We start from the raw sequence: 23,148 nt of genomic DNA on the forward strand, positions 1-23,148 counted from the left end.
CAGCAGCCCCAATAGGCAGCACCTCGGTGTGTCTGGTGTGTTGGAGGGGACTGGCTTTGGCTCTATTTATTGGGGCATGTAGGACTCCCGAGTAAGGCTACGTTGCCTTGCGTCATTGCCTACAACTACGCCAGAATCCGCCGGCTTGTGCGCTTGGTTCGTGGCTTTTACTGTTCTCGGGTCGCTGTTTCCAGCGATCGGGTTTGGTAGCCCGCGAGTCAACTAGGCGCAAGCGCCACCTCTTGCAGATGCTCCCTGGGCATCTGTTTCATGGTGGCCGTGCGCAGGGCGTCTTCGGGCGCGCCGGGTTCCTAGTGCTCCGGTCTACCAACCCGCGTACGGCCGCCACCCAATCGTTTGGTAGCGAGGGTGTCGGCTCCTGAAAATGAATACTAGGAGTTTCACCATGTTCAAGATCACCCCAATCCTCCCGACGACGATTCCAAAAAACTCGACGAAGCCGCCGACCGCGCCCTCGCCTACTACCTCGACCCCAAGCCCGAAACACCCAAGCCACCACCGGACCAGTTATTCACCGTGGCGGAAGGCGCGGACATGGAGTGTCTATTGGCCAACCTCAGCGAAACCCTCGCCTCGGTCAATGTCATGGCCAACGAACTGGCATTCGATTTGGAAGGCGCACGACGAAGCTTTGCCCTGGGGATCCAGCAGATGATCGAGCTGAGTGAGCTATTGGCAAACCGCGCCCTGGACATCGCCGCGCCGCGCTGACACCTCACAACAAATCTCAAGCCAAGTGACTTTGTGGCGAGGGGATTTATCCCCTCGCCACAAATAGGCCCCTCACCACAATGACATTCATCCCGCTAGAAAGCGGTTAAACCACCTTGGCCTTGAGATTGCGCGCATACCACGGCCGTTGCGGCACGCGGCGGAACAGTTGCGCCAGCTTGTCGTCATCGCTGCCAAACGTAATACGTAACGCCAACTTCATGGTTTCCGGGTCCATCTCCACCGAACGTCCGGCCTGCAGGCCCGGCGTGGTGCTGCAGCCATGGGTGTCCGGACCCAGCCACGGGTCGGCGATTTCGACCCAGCGGCCCGGGGCGAACCAGGGCACGCCGTTGACTTCAAGCCGACTCACTTCGCCCGGATGGAAACGTTCATGGGCCCGGAACCAGTCTTCGATGCGATCATCGATCCAGCCGTGGAAGGCCCAGAACACCGGGTTCACGTGGGAAGAAAACGGATCGCCGAGAAAGTCGTTTTCCGGCTCGAACCAGCGCTGGGCGAAGTCCGCCTGATCACGGGCGAACGGCACCGGATGGCCGTTGGACGGATCACGCGGCACCGACGCCCAGCGCATGTGCAGCCAATCATGCAGGCCCAGTTCCACTTCCGAACCGAACTGGCCCAAGGTCAGTTTCGACAGATAACGCGGATCGCGATAACGGGATTCCCAGACCTGGAAATTGCTGTGATAGGTCTCGGCGGTCTTGATGTCGCTGACCCACTGGGCGTATTGCTCGTCGCCACGGGCCAGCCAGGTCGGTGGCAGCGCCGTCCCGTCGACGTTATCGAAATACCGGGCAAAACCCAGGCGATCACGCTCCAAGTCGGGTTGTGGCAATGGAAAGCGTGACCATGACGGCAGCGGTTGGAAGGAACGTGCGGTGCCGAGCATATGCCGGTGCATGAAAAAGAAATCCACCCCCGAGCCGTTGCGATCCTTGCGCGGCCCACGGGCATCACGCTCGTTTTCCCGCGGCCCGGGTTGCCAGCCGATGCCACGCAGGGCGTCGCGTTTGTCTTCGTCGAGGGTGTGCCACTTGTCTCGCGAGGCATGCCAGAGTTGATGGAACAGCCGGTGCTGCGGCGACACCAGCCAGGCCAGCAGCCTGGGACTCAGCGGTGTCCGCTCCCGGGCTTCGGGAAACCGCTGTTTGACGGCGACGAACTGATTGTCGAGTTCCGGCAGCGCCAACGGGCGATCCAGCCGCAGTACCCGGCCACTGAGGGTGGCCGTGCCAGCGTTGCCGAAACCGGCCCAGACTTCGTCGAGGGTCATGATGAACTCGTAGTCCGGCATGCCATGCCCGGCGCCGATCAAGCGCCAGCTCAATTGCTTCGGATCGCTGCCAGCCAAGTCGCCCAGCACCCGATAACGCGGCTCATCCCCAGCACGCAGGCGTTCGGCGGTGTCGACGCAACCCACCAGGCCTCGGCCTTTGTGGGCGATGTCGAGGAACACCTCCAGGCTGTCGTCCGGCAAGCCGTCGAGGCCGGCATCGCGCCCGCTGAAACGGATCGTCCAGACGCCCCGCATCGTGTTTGCCCGACGCTGTCCGGCGACGTCCGCCACATCGAAGGAAGCCTCGCCGGGTGTGATGGTCGGGTCCGGCCGGGTCAGTTCGCGATGTCCGTAATACACCGCAGGCACGGCGGCACCGGTCAGCGCCAGGCCTGCCATGAACCATCGTCGAGAAATCGTCATTGCCTTACCTGTGTTCGCCCTGGGGTGGGCTTTATCCAAGCTAGAACGATGGCTGGGTCGAGAAATTTACAGGCCCCGCCATGGCGGTACCCAGGACACCTAAATTTCCCGCCCGATCACTCGTTCCCCCCAGATAGCAAAGGCCCCCGCGCCTGTCCTTCCAAGGCGAACCAGACTGAGATCGGCAATGACAACACCACGTTCTAGAAAGGCTCTTTTTACCGGCGTACCCCTGGCCCTGGCGCTGGTCGTCGGTGCCGGACTCGCGGCTTGGGACCATTGGTGGCGGGACAACCCCGGCTACCCCGTCAAGGTCATGGAGCAAGCTCGGCAATTGCACGAACGGCTGTTGTCCTTCGACAGCCACATCACCGTGCCGCTGGACTTCGGCACCGCCGGCAACGAAGCCGACAAGGACGGCAAGGGCCAGTTCGACCTGGTGAAAGCCAATCGCGGCCACCTCTCCGGCGCCGCGCTGACGATCTTCGGCTGGCCCGAACTGTGGAACGGCCCCAACGCGCCGCACAAGCCCACCGCAGGCTTCGTCGAGGAAGCGCGCAACCAGCAGGAGGTGCGCTACAAGATCATCACCGGCCTGGTCCGCGACTTTCCCAACCAGGTCGCCATCGCCTACACCCCAGATGATTTCCGTCGCCTGCACGGCGAAGGCAAGTTCGCAATTTTCATCAGCATGCTCAACGCCTATCCCCTCGGTCACGACCTGAGCCTGCTGGACCTGTGGACGGCGCGGGGCATGCGCATGTTCGGCTTCAGCTACATCGGCAACAACGACTGGGCCGACTCCTCGCGACCGCTGCCGTTCTTCAACGACTCGCCCGACGCCCTCGGCGGCCTGTCGGACATCGGCAAGCAAGCGGTGAAGCGCCTGAACGACCTGGGCGTGATCATCGATGTGTCGCAGATGTCGACCCAGGCCCTGGAACAAGTCGCGCAACTGAGCCGCACGCCCTTGGTGGCCTCCCATTCCGCGCCACGGGCGATGGTGGATATCCCACGCAACCTCAGCGACAAGGAAATGCAACTGATCAAGGCCAGCGGCGGCGTGGTGCAAATCGTTGGGTTCTCCCAGTACCTGCGCCCGCTGACGCAAAAGACCCAGGACAAGCTCAACGTCCTGCGCGAGCGCTTCGACCTGCCGCCGCTGCCCAACCTGGCGATGGCGCTGATGCCGGGCGACCCGATCATTGCCGCGTGGCCGGAGCAGAAATTCGGCGAATACGCCGGCCAGCTCTACGGCATTCTCGAGGAAGAACCCAAGGCCAGCCTCAAGGATCTGGGCGATGCCATCGACTACGCCGTGCGCAAGATCGGCATCGACCACGTCGGCATCAGTTCGGACTTCAACGAAGGCGGCGGCGTCAAAGGCTGGGAGAACGTCGGCGACATCCGCAACGTCACCGCCGAGCTGCTGACCCGTGGTTACTCCGAGGCCGACATCGCCAAGCTGTGGGGCGGCAATTTCCTGCGGGTCTGGGATCAGGCGCAGAAAGCCGCAAGCCCGGCCATCGCCTCGACGCACAAGGCCGTCCAGCCATGAACGAGCGCCGCGCCTTCCTCAAGCAAGCCGGGATCCTTGCCGCCGGCCTGCCATTGGCCGCGAGCCTGCCCTGCTCTGCCGCTGCCGACCCACTGCCACCGCTGTCCCGGGACAAATGGGCGCAACTGCGCTCGCTGTTCAACCAGGACCCGGACTACCTGCACTTCTCCAACTTCCTGGTCACCACCCACCCGCGCCCGGTGCGCGAGGCCATCGAACGGCACCGCGCCGCCCTGGATAAAAACCCCGGGCTGCTGATGGACTGGGACCTGGGCGTCACCGAAGAGCGCGAAGAAAACGTGCGGACCTGGGCCGGTCGTTACCTGCAAGCGAACCCGAAGCAGATCGCCCTCACCGGCAGCACCACCGAAGGGCTGGCGATGATCTATAGCGGCGTCCATGTGCGACCCGACCAGGAAATACTCACCACCGTCCACGAACATTACGCCACCCACACCATCCTCGACCTGCGCAAGCAACGGGACGGAACACGGGTACGCAAGATCAAGCTGTTCGAGAACGCCCACGAAGCCACCGAGGCTCAGATACTCACGGCCATCGAGCGCAATATCCGCCCAAAAACCCGCGTATTGGGCATGACCTGGGTGCATTCGGGCAGCGGCGTGAAGCTGCCCATCGGCAAGATCGGCGCCCTGGTGGACAAGCACAACCAGGGCCGCAGCGATGAACAGCGCATCGTTTACGTCGTGGATGGCGTGCACGGTTTCGGCGTTGAAGACCTGAGTTTCCCGGCGATGAATTGCGATTTCTTCATCGCCGGCACCCACAAATGGATGTTCGGCCCACGCGGCACCGGCGTGGTGTGCAGCCGCAGCGAAGAGGTCAAGTACGTCACGCCGATCATCCCGACCTTCTCCGAAGCCACGACGTTTTCCACCACCATGACCCCGGGCGGCTACCACGCCTTCGAGCATCGCTGGGCGGCGGACGAAGCGTTCAAGCTGCACCTGCAATTGGGCAAGGCCGAGGTCCAGGCGCGCATTCACGCGCTTAACACTTACCTGAAGAAACGCCTGCTCGCGCTGCCGCAGATCGAGCTGGTGACGCCGCTGAGCCCCGAACTGTCGGCCGGTTTTACCTTCTTCCGGGTCAAGGATCGCAAGAGCGATGAGATCGCCGCCTACCTGATGCAAAACCGCGTGGTCGCCGATGCCGTGCATCGCGATGCCGGACCGGTGGTCCGCACCGCGCCAGGGCTGCTCAACACCGAAGCCGAGATCGACCGCTTCATGGCGCTGCTGGGCAAAACACTTTGATAACTGATCGAGAGCAATCGATGAACCGTTTTTTATTGAAGACAATTCCGGCGTTGGCCCTCACTGCCCTGTTGCCCTCCAACGCCCAGGCGTCGCAGCCGGGCCAGGTGTTCCGCGACTGCAAGGACTGCCCGGAAATGGTCGTGCTGCCCACCGGCACCTTCCAGATGGGCACGCCCGAGGACGAAGTCGGCCGCGAGCCTGACGAGGGCCCTATGCACCCGGTGACGTTTGCCAAGCCGTTGGCGATCAGCCGCTTCCAGGTGCTCAAGGGCGAATGGTTCGCCTACCTGCGCGATACCGGCTACGTGATGCCCGACGGCGACAAGCGCCCCGGACGCGCGTGCCAGGCCGGGGTTCCGGAGTACCAGGGCAGCGACCCACGCAAGCAATACACCGACCGGCACCCGGCGGTGTGCATGGATTTCGAAGAAGCCAATGCCTACGTGGCATGGTTGTCGAAAAAGACCGGCAAGCCGTACCGGTTGGTCAGCGAATCCTTGCGCGAATACGCCGCGCGCGGCGGCAGCAGCGGCCCGTTCCCTTTCCCGTTCGACGAAGGCAAGGACTACAGCATCGCCCAGCACGCCAACACCTACGGCGCCGCCGATGGCTACAACTTCACCGCCCCGGCCGGCAGCTTCGCGCCCAACGCCTTTGGCGTGTACGACATGCACGGCAACGTCTACGAATGGACCGCCGATTGTTTTAACGAAAACTACACCGATGCGCCGATCGACGGCAGCGCCGCGCTGGCAGGCAACTGCAAGGTGCGGCGTATCCGTGGCAACGACTGGGGCGAAGCGCCGGTGTTTTCCCGTTCGGGCAACCGCAATGCCGTTTTTTCCGATGCCCGCGGTGACTGGCTGGGGTTCCGGGTCGCTCGGGATATGTAGATCAACCTGACCACTGAAGAGCCGCTTTTTGTGGCGAGGTTGGTGCCTCGTTAAATCCCCTTCCCCTCCAATCGTTCCATAGATGGGCGCGCCCCAACCGGCGTGCCGCTGTCCTTCAGCCCATGCGGTGAATGCCCGCGATGGTCTTCGCCTTTTTCTTCAAGCAGGGAAACCTCCATGAGCCAACCAACCCGCGGGGTGATCAGTGAACTGTTCATCCTGCTCAAACCCTTCCGGCTGATTGTCGCAGGCTCCATCCTGCTCGGCATGCTGGGTGGCCTGAGCATCACCGCCCTGCTGGCAACCATCAACGATGCGCTGAACGCCGAAGCCGGGCCGACGCCCCAGGTGTTGGCGACCTTCGCCGGCTTGTGCGTGGCGGCGCTGCTGACTTCGATCCTGTCGGACATCGGCACCAACCACGTTGGGCAGAACATCATCGCCAGCCTGCGCAAATCCCTCGGCCAGAAAGTCTTGCTGGCGCCCATCGAACAGATCGAGCGTTTCCGCAGTCATCGGCTCATTCCGATCCTGACCCACGACGTCAACATGGTCAGCAACTTCGCGTTTTCCTTCGCGCCACTGGCGATCGCCTTTACCGTCACCCTCGGTTGCCTGGGCTACCTGGCCTACCTGTCGCTGCCGATGTTTGCGCTGCTGCTGGTGGCGCTGGTGATCGGCACGGTTATCCAATACGTGGCGCGGGCCCGTGGCATTCGTGGCTTCGAAGCGGCCCGCGAGGCTGAAGACGCCCTGCAGAAGCACTACAGCGCAATAGCCGCCGGTGCCAAGGAGCTGCGCATCCACCGCCCACGCCGCCAGCGCATGTTCAGCCAGCGCATCGAAGCCACCGCCGAGCAGATCTGCGACACCAACATCCGCGCGGTCAACACCTTCGTGGTCGCGAAGACCTTCGGCTCGATGCTGTTTTTCGTGGTCATCGGCCTGGTCCTGGCCTTGCAATCGCTATGGCTGGGCACCGACAAAGCGGTGCTCAGCGGTTTCGTGCTGGTGTTGTTGTACATGAAGGGACCGCTGGAGTACCTGGTGATGACCTTGCCGGTGATCAGCCGCGCCAACATCGCGTTCAAACGCATTGCCGAACTGTCCGAGCAGTTTTCCTCCCCTGAGCCGCACCTGCTGCTCAACGATAAGAACGCCCCGAAGCCGACGATCCAACGGCTTGAATTGCGTGACGTGCACTACGCCTTCCCTGCGGTGGACGGCAGCCAGGCCTTCGCCCTCGGACCGGTCAACCTGTCCATCGCCCAGGGCGAGATCGTGTTCATCGTCGGCGAGAACGGCGGCGGCAAGACCACGTTGATCAAACTGCTGCTGGGCCTCTATGCACCCCAGGGCGGCGAAATTTTCCTGGATGGCGAGCCGGTATCGGCGGCGGGCCGTGACGATTATCGCCAGCTGTTCACCACAATCTTCGCCGACTATTACCTGTTCGATGAGTTGGTGCAGGGCGACCAGCAGGTGCCCGGGGACGCCAACCGCTACCTCGATCGCCTGGAGATCGCCCACAAGGTCAGCATTCGCGATGGGGCCTTCAGCACTACCGATCTCTCCACCGGCCAGCGCAAGCGCCTGGCCCTGCTCAACGCCTGGCTGGAAGAACGCCCGGTTCTGGTCTTTGACGAATGGGCCGCCGACCAGGACCCGGTGTTCCGGCGGGTGTTCTACACCGAGCTGCTGCCGGAGCTGAAGGCCCTGGGCAAAACCATCATCGTCATTTCCCACGACGACCGTTACTTCGACATCGCTGATCAACTGGTGCGGATGCAGGCCGGTCGGGTGGTCAGTGAAAAGGTCCCGGCAGCCTTCGCCTGAACCTGCCCGACGCCAATGCCGTTTACCGCGAGAACACCATGAACGAACTGCTAGATGATGATCTGCTGGCGCTGCTGCTCGATGAGGCCACCGACGGCCTGCACGCCCGGGCCAGTCGCCGCAGGCTGGATCGCGCGCCGCTGTCTTTCGCCCAGCAACGCCTGTGGCTGGAACAACAGCGAGATCCGACCCGCTCGGCCTACAACCTGCCCCGGGCGTTGCGCCTGACCGGCGAGCTGAATGCCGATGCCCTGGAAGACGCGCTGAATCGCGTGATCGACCGACACGACATCCTGCGCACCGCGTTCATTGAAATCGACGGCGCCGCCACCCAGGTGGTCGAGCGCAGCGCTCGCCTGATCCTACATCGCGAAGACCTCACCGGGCTCGACCAGCCGGCGCTTTCCCGGCACATCGAGCAACACGCCCGGCAACCGTTCGATCTCACCCAGGCGCCGCTGATGCGGGCTACCTTGCTCAGTTTGAGCCGTGCCGAACATGTATTGCTGCTCAATATGCATCACATCGTTTCCGATGCCTGGTCCAACACGATCCTGATGCAGGACATGACCCAGGCGTACGGCCGGGCTCTGCTGGGTGATCGGTCTGCGCTGCCACCGTTGCCAATGCAATATGCCGACTACGCAACCCACCAGCGCGGCGACTATCTGCAAAGCGCTGCCTGCCGACGCAGTGGCGAATACTGGGGCGAGTACCTGGGCCATGATTTGCCCGCCCTGGAATTGCCCCAGGACTTCTCGCGCAGTGCAACCCAACAACACAGCGCCGGTCGCGTACACGTATCGCTGGCCCCGTCGTTGGCGCAAGCGCTGGAGAATTTTTGCCAAGGCCAGGGGCTGGCGCCGTTCGTGGTGGCGCTGGGCGCCTGGCAACTGCTGCTGGCCCGCTACAGCCGCCAGGACGATTTCACCGTCGGCGTCCCCAACGCCAACCGCAACAGCCATGAAAGCCAGGACCTGGTGGGTTTTTTCGTCAACAGCCAGGTGTACCGGGCGCGAATCGACTCGACTCGCAGCGGGTTGGACTTTCTTCGGGCGCTGCGCGGGCAATCCCTCGCCGCGCTGGAGCATGCCGATTACCCGCTGGAATTGATCCTCGATCGATTGGGTGCCAACCCGTTGTTCCAAGTCCTGTTCAACTGGCGCACCGGGTCACAGGCGGCGTCGCTGCCAAGCCCGGATCAACTTACCCTGGAGTTCCTCGACACCGGTGAAGGCCAGGCCAAGTTCGATCTGTCGCTGGATGTCGACTATTCACAACAGCAAATACTCGCGACGTTCGAGTACAGCCGTGACCTGTACCGCACGACCACCATCGAGCGCATGGCCGAGCATTGGCAGAACCTGTTGCGGGGCCTGATCGAGGCGCCCGACTGCGCTGTTGGCGAGCTGCAATTGTTGAGCGCCGATGAACGCCGGTTGACCCTCAACGACTGGAACCGCCAACCCACCCAACTGTGCAGCGAAGAATGCCTGCACCGAATGATCGAAGCCCATGCCGCCCACACAGGCGAGGCGATAGCCCTGACATTCGAAGGGCAGCATCTGAGCTATGCCGAGCTCAACCGACACGCCAATCGACTGGCCCATCGCTTGATCGAGCAAGGCGTTGGTCCCGACGTGCGGGTGGGCATCGCCGTCGAGCGGACGCCGCAGATGATCATCGGCCTGCTGGCGATTCTCAAGGCCGGCGGCGCCTACGTACCGCTGGACCCGGCCTACCCGGCCGACCGACTGGCCTACATGATCCAGGACAGCGGCGTCAGGCAGATCCTGACCCAGGCCCATCTGCTTGAGTCACTGGCGTTGCCGGCTGGCATCGACTGCCTGCTGCTGGAACCGAGCGATGCCGATCACGCCTGGCCTGAGCACAATCCCGCTGTGCCCATGGATCCGGACAACCTGGCGTACGTGATCTACACCTCCGGTTCGACCGGCAAACCCAAGGGCGCATTGCTCGCGCACCACAACGTCATTCGCCTGTTCCGTGCTACCGAGCAGTGGTTCGGTTTTGACCACCGGGACGTGTGGTGCCTGTTTCATTCCTACGCCTTCGACTTTTCCGTTTGGGAGATCTTCGGTGCCCTGCTGCACGGTGGTCGACTGGTCATCGTGCCCCACGCCGTCAGCCGTTCGCCCGAGGATTTCCATGCCCTGCTCTGCCAGGAAAAGGTCACGGTGCTCAACCAGACGCCGTCGGCGTTCAAGTCATTGCTGCAAGTGGCCTGCGAACCTCGACAGCCTCTCATCCATCAATTGCGCCAGGTCATTTTTGGCGGTGAAGCGATCGATGTGCAGAGCCTGCGCCCTTGGTTCGAACGTTTCGGGGACCAGTCACCGCAATTGATCAACATGTATGGCATCACCGAAACCACCGTCCATGTCACTTGGCGGCCACTGTCGATGCAGGATTTGCATAGCCAGGCCGCCAGCCCCATCGGCGAGCCCATCGTCGACTTGTCCTGGTATCTGCTCGACGCGCACCTGAACCCGGTGCCCAAGGGGTGCATCGGTGAGCTGTATATCGGTCGCGCCGGCCTGGCCCGTGGTTATCACCAGCGTGCCGACCTCACCGCCAGCCGTTTCATTCCCGACCCGTTCGACCCGCTGCCGGGTCGACGCCTGTACCGCACCGGGGACCTGGCCCGCTACCTCAGCGACGGCAGCATCGAGTACATCGGGCGCCTGGATCACCAGGTCAAGATCCGCGGTTTCCGGATTGAACTGGGCGAGATCCAGGCGCGCCTGCAAACGCTGCCGGGCGTGCGCGAGGGTGTGGTGCTGACCCACGACGGCCCGGGCGGCCTGCAACTGATCGCCTACGTCATCCCGACGCAACCGGCCAGTGCCGAGCTGCGCGAAGACCTGCTGACTGCGCTCAAGGCGCAATTGCCGGACTACATGGTGCCCAGTCATCTGTTGTTCATCGACCACCTGCCGCTCAATGCCAACGGCAAGCTCGACCGTAAGGCCTTGCCCGAACCCGACGCCACCCTCCGGCATTCGAAGTACGTGGCGCCCCGCACGCAGTTGGAAGAAGCCTTGGCGCAACTCTGGCAGCAGTCCCTTAAGGTCGAGCGCGTGGGTATCAGCGACAGTTTCTTTGAGCTGGGTGGGCATTCGATCCTGGCGATCGAACTGATCGCCAAGCTCAAGGCGACCCTGAACATCACCGTGCGCCTGCAGGAATTACTGGCCAACCCGAGCATCGCCGAGCTGGCGCTGTTCATTTCGCAAAAACACCGCGAGCAGACGCAATGCCTCGTCGCCCTGAACAACGCGCCCGCGAGCGCACCGCAGTTGTTCTGCCTGCACCCCAGCGGCGGCATCGTGTTCTGCTACCAACCGCTGGCGCGCAAACTGCAAAACCAGGCGCGCACCGTTGGCATCATGCACCGCGGCTTCAGCGAACCCCATGCAGGGCCCGAGGCCTGGCAGCAGATGATTGCCGACTACAGCAAGGAAATCGTCAGCGCCCAACCGCAAGGCCCCTATCACTTGATGGGCTGGTCCCTGGGCGGGACGATCGCGTTCGACATCGCGGCGATGCTGGAAAGCCAGGGGCACACCGTTGGTTTTCTCGGGTTGGTGGACAGCACCATCCCGGAACATTTGTATCCCTCAGGATTGCCGCGCCATCGGTATTTGGCGGGTGGCGCAAAAGACGATGCTGCCTCCCAGGATCTGCTTGAAGCCATTGAGTATCTTGACCTGCTGTTCCCGTCACTGACGGAGCGCACGGCGGCTTATCGACGGGAACATCCTGGCAGTTCAGTCAAGGCATTCCATGAATGGGCGGCCGGCCAGATCGAGCCTGAGCGAGGCGACTTGCTGTCGATCGTGCAGAGCGTCAAGGAAGAGGTCATGAATGCCCAGGCGTTCTCCGTGCACGATCGATTGCTGGAGGCCTTCGAGGGGTTCAGCTTCAAGCCGGTTCGGGTACGGCCCAGTTGCTGGTGGACACAAGCGGAGAAAACCGCCGATGAATTGGCATTCTGCGAAGCCCTGCTGATGGAACACAGCCTGACGGGCGAGCTGCAATGCTCGGTGCATTCGCCGTTGCGCCATCGGGGCATGATCTTTGATGAGGGATTGCTTGGGGAACTGGTCGAGGCTTTTCTGGCCAGTACGGTAGAAAAGCTCTCTTAAGCAAAAAAGAAACCGTGGCGAGGGAGCTGCGGCTAGCGTGGAGGCTGGGGCAGCTCGATGTCATCCAGTGCTCGATTAGCCAGAAGTGTTCCTAGCTCGATCAATTGCTGAAGCCCCAACGCCACGTGCCGTCGCGAGCCTTCCAGATCGAAGGCCAGGTCGTTGGCCATGGCATTGGCGGAAGCTAGGGTTTCGCTGAGAGTGGTCAGTATGGATTCGGTGCTGAGGCCCTTGACTACGGTAAAGACATGGCCTTCCAAGGTATCGGGCTTGACGGCCGCATCTGGAGACAAATGAATATTCAATGCCCGGTCGGCTGCCTCGCGTTGCTCTGCCGAGTCGAAGCGTGTGTATGAGGATAGGTTTCGGCTTTTCCGGGGGGATTGGGGGTGATCTTGACCATGACGTGCAGCTCCATTCAAAAGTGGAGTTCACCATTTTCTGCGACCAAGCAGAGGGGTGGCGAACTGTACGCAGGTTGGTCGACCAGGGAATGGAACCCGGCAGGGCCGAAGCCCTCCCACGCACAGTCAGCCATAAGGCAGACAGCCACTCGCGCGGCTGAGAGTGCGCCATTCTAACCCTGGGCGACCAAACCCGGTCGCTGATTTTGTAGCGACGGACAAAGCCTATCCCCAGCGCTTGCGAACCACCAATCGACACGACTCGTCAGAAATTTCCGGCTCGCCACATTTTTTGTAGGAACACTCTTTCCCGTCGCGAGGGAGCTTGCTCCCTCGCCACGGTTTTGTGTTTTCAGCCAGATTGACCGCATAAAAAAACCGATCCGCACAAGGCGGGTCGGTTTTTCTGTCTTTGCAGGAAATCAGAACTGCGGCGTGTACTTCACGGTGAACATCAGATTACGTGGATCGCCAAAGTTGTTGTTGCCATTGAGCTGGTTGTAGGCCGGGGTGATGTAGGTCTTGTCGAACAGGTTGTTGGCATTGACCGCCAACCCGATCTCCGGCGTCAGCTGGTAGCCGACACGGGCATTCCATACGGTGTAGCCCGGTACGTCATAGTTGAGATCGTAGACCTGCGTATGGCTTTGGGTGGTGAAGCCCAGGCCGGCGCTGGCGCGGTTCCAGTCGCCGGTGAACTGGTAGTTGCCCCAGACGCGCAGCATGTGTTTCGGCGTCCAGGTACTGAAGATGCTGCCTTCATTGTTCGGATCTTCGAGGTATTTGGTGGTGTTGTAGGTATAGCCCGCGAACAGCTGCAGGTTATCGATCACCTCACCGCTGATCTCGGCCTCGATGCCCTGGCTGCGCACTTTCCCCGCCGCCTCGGAACAGTTCAACCCAACGCAGCTGGGGATGTTGACGGCACGGTTCTCATGGTCGTAGCGGAAGACCGCCAAGGACGTGTTGACCCGCCCGTCCATCAACTCACCCTTGAGGCCGACCTCATAGTTCTTGCCGACGATGGGCTTGAGTACCGAACCGTCGGGATCGACGTTGGTCTGCGGCTGGAAGACGTCGGTGTAGCTGGCGTAGACCGCCCATTCGCGGCTCAGGTCATAGACGATGCCGGCATAGGGCGTGACCACGCCGGTTTCGGTTGAGGTGCTTGGGGTGTTGGGCGTGATACCGGTTGCCCTTTCGGTCTTGGACTTGTAGCTGAAGTCGTACCAGCTGACCCGCGAGCCGAGGATCAGCGTCAAGTCGTCCACCGGCTTGACGCGCCAGGTGCCGTACACGCCTTTCTGGCGGACGTCGTATTTGCTGAGGGTGCCCATGCCACCCGGGCTATTGATCAAGCCTTCATAGCTGATGTCGGGACGGTTGTTATCAAGGTCGAAAATGAAGTCGCTGCTGTTGTTGAACGTGCGGGCGTATTTGTCATCCGTCTCCAGCTGGGAGTAGTTACCGCCGAGCATGACCTCCTGTTCCATCGACAGGGCTTCGAATTTGCCGACCAGGTTCATGTCCAGGCCCACTTTGGTGGACTGGAAGTCGGTGACGAAGTCGGCATATTGCACACGGCTGCCATCGGGCAGCAGGCCGCCCGGGCTTTGGGTGCGCTGGTTTTTCGCCTGGTTGTCCTCGGTCATGTGCACGGCGCCGACCTTGAATGCCCAGTCCTCGTTGAAGCGATGCTCCAAGTCGGTGTACAGGGTGGTGACATCGATATCGGAACGGTTCCAGCGCGCGCCGGTGTAGGTGGAGCGCGACACGTCCGGCATCGAGCCATCGGCGTAGCGTGGCAAGCCGCGGATGTTGCCGCGCGATTCGCCATTGGACTGGCTGGCCGCGAAGCCCAGGGTGGTGTCTTCACTCAGGTCGATGTCCAGCGAGCCGTACAACGAGTGGGTCTTGGTCCACGCGTGATCGACAAAGGAATTGCTCTGGTCTTCATCGGCGACGATACGGCCACGGATGTTGCCGGCGTCGTTCAGCGGGCCGCCAGCGTCCAATTGCAGGCCGTAGTGATCCCAGGACCCGGCCTTGCCGGTCAGGGTCACGGTCGGTGCATTCTGGCCACGCTTGCGCACCAGGTTGACAGCGCCACCGGGGCTGCCGGTGCCTTGCAGCAGGCCGGACGCGCCACGGAGGATTTCCAGGCGGTCGAAGAAGATCAGGTCCTGGGTCGCCCAGTTGCCCAGCGAGTAGGTGTTACGCGGGATCGGCACACCGTCGTACTGCCAGTCATCGATCTGGAAACCGCGCGACGACAGAATCATGCCCTGGCCGACGCCCTGCAGGCCGACGATGCCGGTGGTCTGGTTGACGGCATCCTTGAGGCTGACCAGGTTCTGGTCATCCATCTGCTTGCGCGTCATCACCGTGACCGACTGGGGAATTTCCTTGAGGGTGTGGGTGCCCTTGCCGATCGTCACGGCATTGCTGGTGTATGAGTTGCTGCCTTCGGTCGTCGCAGCCAGCTGTTCGGCGTTGATGGTCGTTGCGCCCAGTTCCAGGCCTGCGGCAGAGCCCTTCACCAACATCAAGGTGTTGCCCTCGAGGCTGTGGCGCACGCCCGTGCCCTTGAGCAGTTCGGTGATGGCCGCCTGCGGGCTCATCTTGCCGCTGACGCGATTGCTTTTCAGGCCGGCCAATTCGTCGGCGTTGTAGATCACTTGCTGGTTGGTCTGCTGGCCGAACGCTTGCAGCGCCTGCGGCAGCGGTTGCGCAGGGATGTTGATGTTGACGTCTTGCGCCATCACCTGGGTGCTCAGCGGCAACACACAGACCAGACCCAGGCCCGTCAACACCCGGCGCGAACGCAGGCCGCGGGACATGACCAGTGCCTTGAACAACGGTTTCAACTCATGAATTGCCGACATCGTGCTCTCTATTATTGGTAGAAGTGAAAAGTCCATGGGGGCCGAATGGCCTGCCGTTCGCCAGCACGGTGCAACTGCTGACCGCCCCCTCCCCGGGACAGTCATCCGCCTGGACGACAGCGAAATTTTTTCCTGGACACAACCGGCGCCTGGGCTGCCCTGCCCGAGCCGATTGGCCGCATACCTTAGTAAGACGCAGCACGTGGAAGAAACCGGAATGAGTTTATTTATCATTCGCGAAAAATATAAAAAAAAGCCGACGCTTGAAGGCGTCGGCCTTTTGTTCATGCCCTGTCAACTACCTTGCGCGGCCTTGGCGGCTTGCAGTTGCCGAGCCTGTTCGGTCAGCCGAGCCTTTTCCTCTGGGCTCATCGCCTCCATGCGCAGGCGTGCCTGGGCGATCTTCTCCAGTTGCCCGGGGCTGTTCTCGTGGGCCCGCAAGGCCGTCGCCAGCGACGCCACGGTCGGATGATCGAAGACCAATCCCGGATGGATGTCGCACTGCAACAGCTTGCGAATGCCGGCCACCAGCTTGATCACCAGCAGCGAATGACCGCCGGCAGCAAAGAAGTCGCGATCGATGCCCAGTCGCTCAAGGCCAAGCAACTGCGCCATGCGCGCAGCGAGCAATTGTTCGAGTCCATCACGGGGTGCGACGCCCTCTTCATCGCCCGTTGCGGCCGCCAACTGCTGCAACGCCTGGCGATCGATCTTGCCGTTGGCCAGCCGTGGGAAGCGTTCGATCAGGTGCCAATGCTGCGGCACCATCACGCTGGGCAAGCGTGCGTTCAGTTGTGCCCGCGCGGCGTTCAGCACATCAGAAGGCAAGCCTTGCGGTGCCACGATAAAGGCCTGCAAGCCCTGCTCGCCCGGCAACACCAGCGCTTCGGCCACCTGCGGCACGCCCAGCAACTCGGCCTCGATCTCCGCCAGTTCGATACGGAACCCGCGCACCTTGACCTGCTGGTCGCGCCGCCCGTGCAACTGAACCCCGCCTTCCGGGCGGTAACGCGCCAGGTCGCCGGTGCGGTACAGGCGCTGCGCAGGATCGAACGGACTCTGGATGAACATCTGTCCGTCGGCCTCGGCATTCAGATAGCCCCGGCACAGTTGCGCGCCGCCCAGGTACAACTCGCCCAGCACGCCCACCGGCACCAGCCGCCGCTCAGCATCGAGGATGTAGGCCTGATTGTTGCCCAGCACCTGGGTCAACGCCGAACAGTCCTCGGCAGCGCCCTCCAGCGACACCGGATGAATCATCACCCCGACCGTGGCTTCCGTCGGCCCATAGTGGTTGAACACCTGGCAATCGCTGCGCAACCGGGCGATGCGTTCGATCAACGTCGGCGCAATCGGCTCGCCGCCGAGCACCAGGGTGCGCGGCAATGCCGCCTGCTCGCTGTCAAGCAACGCCGCGAGGTGCGACGGCACGATCTTCAGGCAATCGATTTAATGCTGCCGGATGAACGTGGCAAACAGCGCGCCGTCCTGCATCTGCTCGTCACTGGCGACATGCAGCGTTGCGCCATTGAACAGCGCGCCAAACAACGCCGTGTTGCCCAGGTCCGCCGCCACGGTGGAGCTGAAGGCCAAGTGTTTGCATTGATCCAGCGCCAAGGCCTGGCTGGCCTGGGCGGTGTAATTGAGCAACTGCCGATGCTCGATCACCACGCCTTTGGGCGCACCGGTGGAGCCGGACGTGAACAACACATAGGCGATGTCGTTGCCCTTGGTCGCCAGTGCCGGCAACGTCGCGTTCGCTGGGCTGAGTCCGTCCAATGCCAGCGCCTTGTGCGACTGGTCCTGCCAAGCCGGCAGGTGCGCCGCGCCGGTGAGCACTAACGCGGCGCCCGCTTGTTCCACCATCAATGCCTGGCGAGCCTGGGGCCATTGGGTGTCCAGTGGCAGATACGCCGCACCGATGCGCCAGCTCGCCAGCATGGCGACCACCAGCTCCGCCGAGCGCGGCAAGGCCAGGGCAACGATCGAACCCTCGCCCAGGCCTTGGTCCTGGAGGCCGAGGGCCACGCGTTCGATCTGTGCGTTTAGCTGACCGTAGCTCCAGGACTGATGGGCGTCGGTCAGCGCGATGGTGTCCGGCGCATGGAGCGCCAGGTCGGCAATGCGCCGGGGAAGATAGCGGTTATCGGCCAGCGCCTGCATCGGCGGGTTGATCGCGCGCAGGCGTGATTCCTCGTTGCGCCCCAGTAGGTTGAGCTGCGCCAGCGGCGTCTGCGCGGCCGCCAGGATCGAGGCCAGCAGCACGTCGTATTGTTCCAGCACAGCGGTGGCGGCGGCTTGCGAATAACGAGCGTCGGCATATTGCAGGTCGATCGCGGCAAGCCGCTGGGCATCGTCCAATTGAACCTGCAGCAGCAGCTCAAGCGGATCAGCCTGCACAGGCGACGATCCCGTCCACTCCAGGCTGTTGTCGCCGTGGACGAAACTTGCCGCAGCGACCGCGAAACCATAGGCGGGATGCGCCGCGTCCGGCGCCAGTTCCGGCGTCCAGTATTCCTGCCAGGTGCGATGGGCTTCGAGCCGCATCGCCAACTCTTCCAGCCACTCACTGAACGGCGCGCTGGCCGGTAATGGTATGCAAAGCGGCAGGGTTTTCTCGAACATGCCGATGGCATGGGCGAAGTAATCGTAGTCGCTGCGGCTGTCATGACGAACGCCCACCAATGCCTGGTCGGAGCCGCTCAAGCGCCCCAACAGCAGCCACCACGCACCTTGCAATAGGGTCGTCAGCGGTTGCCCCAGCTCGTCGGCCAAGCGCTGCAAAGCATCGCGCCGGGCCGGTTCCAACGCCAACGACACACGCGCATCGGCGGTCCCGCTGCCGGCGCGGCGTGCCGCCAGCCATGGCGTGTCGATCTGCGCCTGCAAACCTTGCAGATGTTGCTGCCAATAGGTCCGCGCGGTGGCGGCATCTTCATCGAGCACCACTTCGCTGCGCCATTGCAGGTACTGGCCGAACTCGCCTGGTGCTTCGTCTTCCGACACCTGGCCCGCGTAAGCCTGGCGTACCTGTCCAAGCAGCAAGTTCATCGATGGCGCATCGGCACTGTAACGGGCGATGCCCAGCAGCAGTCGCCATTGCCGTGGCGCCAAACGATAAAGCACGGCTTGGACACCGGCCGATTCGCCGATAACAAAAGCCTGGCCGAGGATTTCGTTGATCTGCGCCTGGACTTCTTCAGCGGATTGTTCGCTTGGGCTTATCTTCAGCGCAAAGCGCCCGGCATGGGCTACCTGGCGCAGGCCGTGGAAACCGGCGACCTTGACCAGCCGCGCCAGCAACATCGGCTGCTGCGCCGCCAGTGTGTCGAAGGCGTCCTGCAATCGCTGCGGATCAAGATCGCCATCGATGACCACGCTCACCCAGCGCAAGGCCTCGCCACGAGTCGTCGTGCCCGACAGTTGCTCAAGCGCCCATTGCTGCTCGGGCGACAGGGCGAAACCCGCTTCCTGCGTGTCCATCATCACCTCGTTCATGCTCCGGTTTCCTCGGTATTGAATGCGCCCCGGGCGGATTGCCCAACGGTCGATGGCCGTTGCAGGCTGGCGTGGTCGTACATATCGCCCATGGCGACGACGATCTTGCGTGGTCCTTCGAACGGGTCGCGGGCGTGGGCCACCAGCATGTTGTCCAGCAGGATCACATCGCCTTTGTGCCAGTCGAAACGCACCGCGCAGGCTTCGTACAACTCACCGATACGGGCCATCACCTCGTCTTCGATCGGTGTGCCGTCGCCGTAATAGACGTGCCGGGGCATGCGCTCCAGGCCGTACATCGACAACAAATCCTGGCGCACGTCCGGCTCCAGCCAGTAGATGTGATGCAGTTGTACCTGGTTGAAGAAGGATTTTTCCCCGGTGATCGGGTGCGTGATGATCGCCGGCCCTGGCGTGCGGGTCTGCAACTCGTCGTTGTCGAGCCAGCGCCACTGGATGCCGCCTGCCCGGCAACGGGCCTCCACTTCGAGGCGATCCTCGGTCTTGAAGAAGTGCTGCCACGACACGTCGAGCTTGTCGGTGAAGGTGCGCACGTACAGCAGCCCCTTGTCCTCGAACTTTTCGCGAAGGTCCGCCGGCAGCTTTTCATACATCAGGCGGCAGTCCACCACCGGGGTCGCGCCGCCGACGGGCGCGGCCTGCTCGCAGTAGAACATCTGCTTGCGCGGCCAGCGGTCCTGGTGGGAGCTCTCGTTGTGGAACAAGATCATCTTGCGTTCCGGGTACGGGGTGGAGCGGTAGGTGTTCTTGCCCCCTTCCTTCTTCGGCAAGTCGCCGTACTGGCCGTACAGCCCCGGTTGGATCGCTTCGGCGAACGCTTCGAAGCCCTGGATGCCATCCAGCGCGAAACCACGGAACAGGATGCCGGCGTGTTCGGCCAGTTTCTGCTCGATCGATGGTCGGTTCTGCCGGATCCACTCGATGACGTCCAGGTGCGGCTCGCCGGGCTCCAGCATCAGAGGGAAACGCTGAGGCGCCGCCACCAGCGATTCACGCACCAACGCTGGACGCGGCCGCGCGGCCGGGGTTGCCGAGCGCTTGAGGAACTTGCCCAGTTTGTCGGCCTTGGGCCCCGGGGCGTTGGTTGGCGCGGCGGCTGTCGCCACGTTGTCGACTGGCATGCTGATAGCTCCCAATTGAATGTCCTGATCAGCGACGATCTGTTCCAACAGGGTCGTCCAGGCCCGGATCAGGTACTGGATGCGCTCATGTCCGAACAAGGCTGTGGCGAATTGCCAATTACCGCGCAATTGCCCTTCTTCTTCGTCAACGAACAATGCCATGTCGAATTTAGAATGGTTCTGCAGCGCCGGCAGGAACTCCACGCTCAAGCCCGCCATGGAGCGTGTGCGCACCGGCACGTTGTTCATCACGAACAACACCTGGAGCAACGGGTTCATGCCCTTGTGACGAGGCACGCCGCAGGCGTCGACGATCTGGTCGAACGGCAAGTCCTGATGCTCCAGCGCGCCGAGCAGATCGTCCTGGGCCTGGGCCAGGAATCGGCTGAAGGTCACGCCCGCATCGAAGCGCGAACGCAGCGGCAGGACATTGACGAAAAAGCCGATCAAGCGCTCCAACTCAGGTTGTTCACGCCCGGCCACGTCAGCGCCCACCACCAGGTCCTGCGTAGCGCAGTGGCGATGCAACAACACTTGGAACGAGGCCAGCAGCGTGCTGTACAGCGTGACGCTGGCCTCGCTCGACAGCCGCCGCAATGCTGCGCTGAGGTCGACAGGAAGTTCGAACTGCAACGCATCGCCCTCATACGACGCCGTCTGCCCACGAGGATTGTCCAGCGGCAAGTCGAGACGCCCGTTGTAACCGTCGAGTCGTTGCTTCCAATAGTCGGCCTGGCGCGCCAGCACGCCCTGGTCTTCCAACGCCTGCTGCCACAGGGCGAAGTCATGGTATTGGACCTCCAGTGGCGCCAGCGGCATCGGTTCATGCCGTGAAGCGGCTTCGTAGATCTGCACCAGCTCGTTGATCAACAACCCCATGGACCAGCCATCGGAAATGATGTGGTGCATGGCGTACAACAACACATGCTCGGTCGGGCCCAGGCGCAGGATCCGCCCGCGCAGCAGCGGCGCCTGTTCCAGGTCGATCGGAATGCGGGCATTGTCCAGCGTCGCCTGGGCCACGCGTTCCTGCCGTGCACCGGGCGAAAGCTCGGACAGATCGACCAGCGGGAAATCCAGCTCGACTTCGTCGGCAATCAACGCCAGTGGATCGCCTTCGTCGTCCTGGACATACGCGGTGCGCAGCACGGCGTGACGGCGCGTCACTTCGGCAAAGCTGCTCATCAGCCGCTCGACCGACAACTCGCCGCACAGGCGCAGCGCCATGGGCATGCCATACGCCGAAGTACCGCCGGACAGTTGCTCGGCGATCCACAACCGCCGTTGCACCAAAGACAACGGTGCCGATTGCCTTGGCCCATGGGCCTTGAGCCGAACCTTGCTGGAGTCGCCTGCGCGCACGGTTGCGTCACCGGTCTCGCTCATCAGCGCCGCCAGTGCGCTGAGCCGTGGATGATCGAACAGGTCACGCAAGCTCAGCGGATTACCCGTGAGTTTGCGCAGCCGGGAGATCGCCTGGGTCGCCAGCAATGAGTGACCGCCGCGCTCGAAGAAATGATCGTTGCGCCCAACCTGCTCCACTTCCAGCACTTGCTGCCAGATGTCGGCGATCCGTTGCTCCAGTTCGCTGGCGGGGGGCGCGTAACCGTTTTGCGTCACCCCGGCCTCCACGCCCGGCAACGCCTTGCGATCAAGCTTGCCGTTGGGGGTCAGCGGCAACTGGTCGAGGAACAGCCAGTGGGCCGGGATCATGTAGTCCGGCAGATGCTCCTTGAGTCGGGCCTTGAGTGGATCGCGCAGTGTGTCGGCGTCCGTCGAGGTCACCACGTAGGCCACCAGTTGCTGGCCGCCCGGCCCTTCCTGGGCGAGCACGGCGACTTCGTTGACCTCGGGCTGTTGCAGCAGCCGCGCCTCGATCTCCCCCAGCTCGATGCGGAAGCCGCGGATCTTCACCTGATGGTCGATGCGACCCTGGTATTCGAGCACGCCGTCGGCGCGATAACGGCACAGGTCGCCGGTGCGGTACAGGCGCTCGCCCGTGGTGGAGAACGGGTTGGGCACGTACTTCTCGGCGGTCATCGCCGCTCGCCCGAGGTAGCCCCGGGTTAGGCCGGCGCCGCTCAGGTACAGCTCGGCCGAGACGCCCTGGGGCACCGGTTGCAGGTTGGCGTCGAGGAGGTAGCTGGCGGTGTGCTTGAGTGGGCGGCCGATGTTGGCCGTGCCGCCTTGGGTACGGCGGGTCCAGGTTGAGTAGGTGGTGTCTTCGGAGGGACCATAAAGGTCATAGACATGCTCGATTCCCTGTGGGTAAAGGGCATCCACCAGGCTCTGCTTCAGTGGCTCACCGGCCAGGTTGATGATGCGCACGCTGTGCGGAATCTCCCCATTGCGCTGCAACGCGGCGATCGCCGAGGGCACGGTGTTGATCAGGCGCACCTGGTCGCGGGCCGGCAGGTGCGGCAGTTCCAGGGCGTTGCGGGCGATGATCAGCGAACCGCCGTTGGCCAGGGTGACGAACAGCTCCCACACCGACAGATCAAAGCAAACCGAGGTTGAGGCGAGTACGCCTTGGATATCGTCGCGGCTGTAGACGGATTTGGACCAGTCGATCAATGCCAGGACGTTGCGGTGGGCGATGGCCACGCCCTTGGGTTTGCCGGTGGAGCCGGAGGTGTAGATGACGTAGGCGAGGTTGTCCGGTGTGACCGTTGTGACCGGTGCGGTGAAGGGATATGAGGTCAACTCGATCCGATCCAGCATCAGCACTTCAGTCTCGGCCGGAACCGTCAACGTCAAGGCCACCGACTGCTCGGTCAACAACACCCGCGCCCGACTGTCATCAAGCATGTAGGCCACGCGTTCGGCCGGGTAATCCGGGTCCAGCGGCACGTAGGCGCCGCCCGCCTTGAGCACTGCCAGCAAGGCGATCAGCAACTGCTCGGAACGCGGCATCGCCACGCCCACCCGCACTTCCGGGCCGACGCCCAGTTCGATGAGCTGGTGGGCCAGGCGATTGGCGCGGCCGTCGAGCTCGCTGTAGCTCAGGCGCGTGTTGGCGAAAGTAACC

The 23,148-nt window shown here is 62.7% G+C and carries 9 protein-coding genes and 2 pseudogenes; 6 read left to right on the forward strand and 5 right to left on the reverse strand.

From position 1 onward, the window contains the following. Nucleotides 1-406: 406 nt before the first annotated feature. Nucleotides 407-732, forward strand: a pseudogene (locus JZ00_RS25255) (DUF6124 family protein). A gap of 106 nt (nt 733-838) precedes the next feature. Here JZ00_RS25255 and pvdP read toward each other — a convergent pair. Further along, nucleotides 839-2,455: a pyoverdine maturation tyrosinase PvdP gene (gene pvdP / locus JZ00_RS25260; RefSeq protein ID WP_039593979.1), complete on the reverse strand. Its 1,617-nt coding sequence runs from the start codon at nt 2,453-2,455 to the stop codon at nt 839-841. 187 nt (nt 2,456-2,642) lie between these two features. On the opposite strand from pvdP, the gene pvdM reads away from it, so the two are divergent. The 5 genes from pvdM to JZ00_RS25285 all read left to right on the forward strand — a co-directional run bounded on the left by pvdM (nt 2,643) and on the right by JZ00_RS25285 (nt 12,191). Further along, entirely contained in the window at nt 2,643-4,013 is a 1,371-nt protein-coding gene (gene pvdM / locus JZ00_RS25265; RefSeq protein ID WP_039593980.1) for a pyoverdine-tailoring dipeptidase-like protein PvdM, read from the forward strand. Then, the gene (gene pvdN / locus JZ00_RS25270; protein WP_039593981.1) at nt 4,010-5,290 is read left to right on the forward strand and encodes a pyoverdine-tailoring periplasmic protein PvdN; all 1,281 of its coding nucleotides are present in this window, start codon (nt 4,010-4,012) and stop codon (nt 5,288-5,290) included. The genes pvdM and pvdN overlap by 4 nt, the downstream gene beginning before the upstream one ends. A 20-nt stretch (nt 5,291-5,310) precedes the next feature. Further along, nucleotides 5,311-6,186 carry a dihydropyoverdine dehydrogenase gene (gene pvdO, locus JZ00_RS25275; RefSeq protein WP_039593982.1) on the forward strand — a complete coding sequence of 292 codons (876 nt, stop codon included), beginning with the start codon at nt 5,311-5,313 and terminating at the stop codon, nt 6,184-6,186. Nucleotides 6,187-6,363: 177 nt separating this feature from the next. Further along, a complete protein-coding gene (locus JZ00_RS25280; RefSeq protein ID WP_039593983.1) occupies nt 6,364-8,022 on the forward strand; it encodes a cyclic peptide export ABC transporter in 1,659 nt (552 codons plus the stop codon). A 38-nt stretch (nt 8,023-8,060) separates the two neighbouring features. Then, a complete protein-coding gene (locus JZ00_RS25285) occupies nt 8,061-12,191 on the forward strand; it encodes a non-ribosomal peptide synthetase (protein WP_039593984.1) in 4,131 nt (1,376 codons plus the stop codon). 32 nt (nt 12,192-12,223) lie between these two features. On the opposite strand, the gene JZ00_RS25290 is transcribed toward JZ00_RS25285, so the two are convergent. From JZ00_RS25290 to JZ00_RS25310, 4 genes and pseudogenes are all read right to left on the reverse strand, one after another. Next, nucleotides 12,224-12,484, reverse strand: a complete 261-nt coding sequence (locus JZ00_RS25290) for a DUF6124 family protein (RefSeq protein WP_039593985.1) — start codon at nt 12,482-12,484, stop codon at nt 12,224-12,226. Between the two features lie 533 nt (nt 12,485-13,017). Continuing rightward, nucleotides 13,018-15,480 (reverse strand): TonB-dependent siderophore receptor, encoded by a 2,463-nt coding sequence (locus JZ00_RS25300; RefSeq protein WP_039593987.1) that lies wholly within the window; start codon nt 15,478-15,480, stop codon nt 13,018-13,020. Between the two features lie 294 nt (nt 15,481-15,774). Continuing rightward, nucleotides 15,775-18,978, reverse strand: a pseudogene (locus JZ00_RS25305) (non-ribosomal peptide synthetase). Further along, nucleotides 18,975-23,148: non-ribosomal peptide synthetase (locus JZ00_RS25310; RefSeq protein WP_039593988.1), on the reverse strand; the 4,174-nt coding region annotated here is incomplete at its 5' end. The pseudogene JZ00_RS25305 and the gene JZ00_RS25310, both read right to left, overlap by 4 nt.

It is taken from the genome of Pseudomonas frederiksbergensis (assembly GCF_000802155.2).
GTDB lineage: Bacteria > Pseudomonadota > Gammaproteobacteria > Pseudomonadales > Pseudomonadaceae > Aquipseudomonas > Aquipseudomonas frederiksbergensis_A.

What these genes read in the sequence shown, in the direction of transcription:
- pvdP (WP_039593979.1), bottom strand. Translation starts at nt 2,455, where the DNA reads ATGACGATTTCTCGACGATGGTTCATGGCAGGCCTGGCGCTGACCGGT.
- pvdM (WP_039593980.1), top strand. Translation starts at nt 2,643, where the DNA reads ATGACAACACCACGTTCTAGAAAGGCTCTTTTTACCGGCGTACCCCTG.
- pvdN (WP_039593981.1), top strand. Translation starts at nt 4,010, where the DNA reads ATGAACGAGCGCCGCGCCTTCCTCAAGCAAGCCGGGATCCTTGCCGCC.
- pvdO (WP_039593982.1), top strand. Translation starts at nt 5,311, where the DNA reads ATGAACCGTTTTTTATTGAAGACAATTCCGGCGTTGGCCCTCACTGCC.
- JZ00_RS25280 (WP_039593983.1), top strand. Translation starts at nt 6,364, where the DNA reads ATGAGCCAACCAACCCGCGGGGTGATCAGTGAACTGTTCATCCTGCTC.
- JZ00_RS25285 (WP_039593984.1), top strand. Translation starts at nt 8,061, where the DNA reads ATGAACGAACTGCTAGATGATGATCTGCTGGCGCTGCTGCTCGATGAG.
- JZ00_RS25300 (WP_039593987.1), bottom strand. Translation starts at nt 15,480, where the DNA reads ATGTCGGCAATTCATGAGTTGAAACCGTTGTTCAAGGCACTGGTCATG.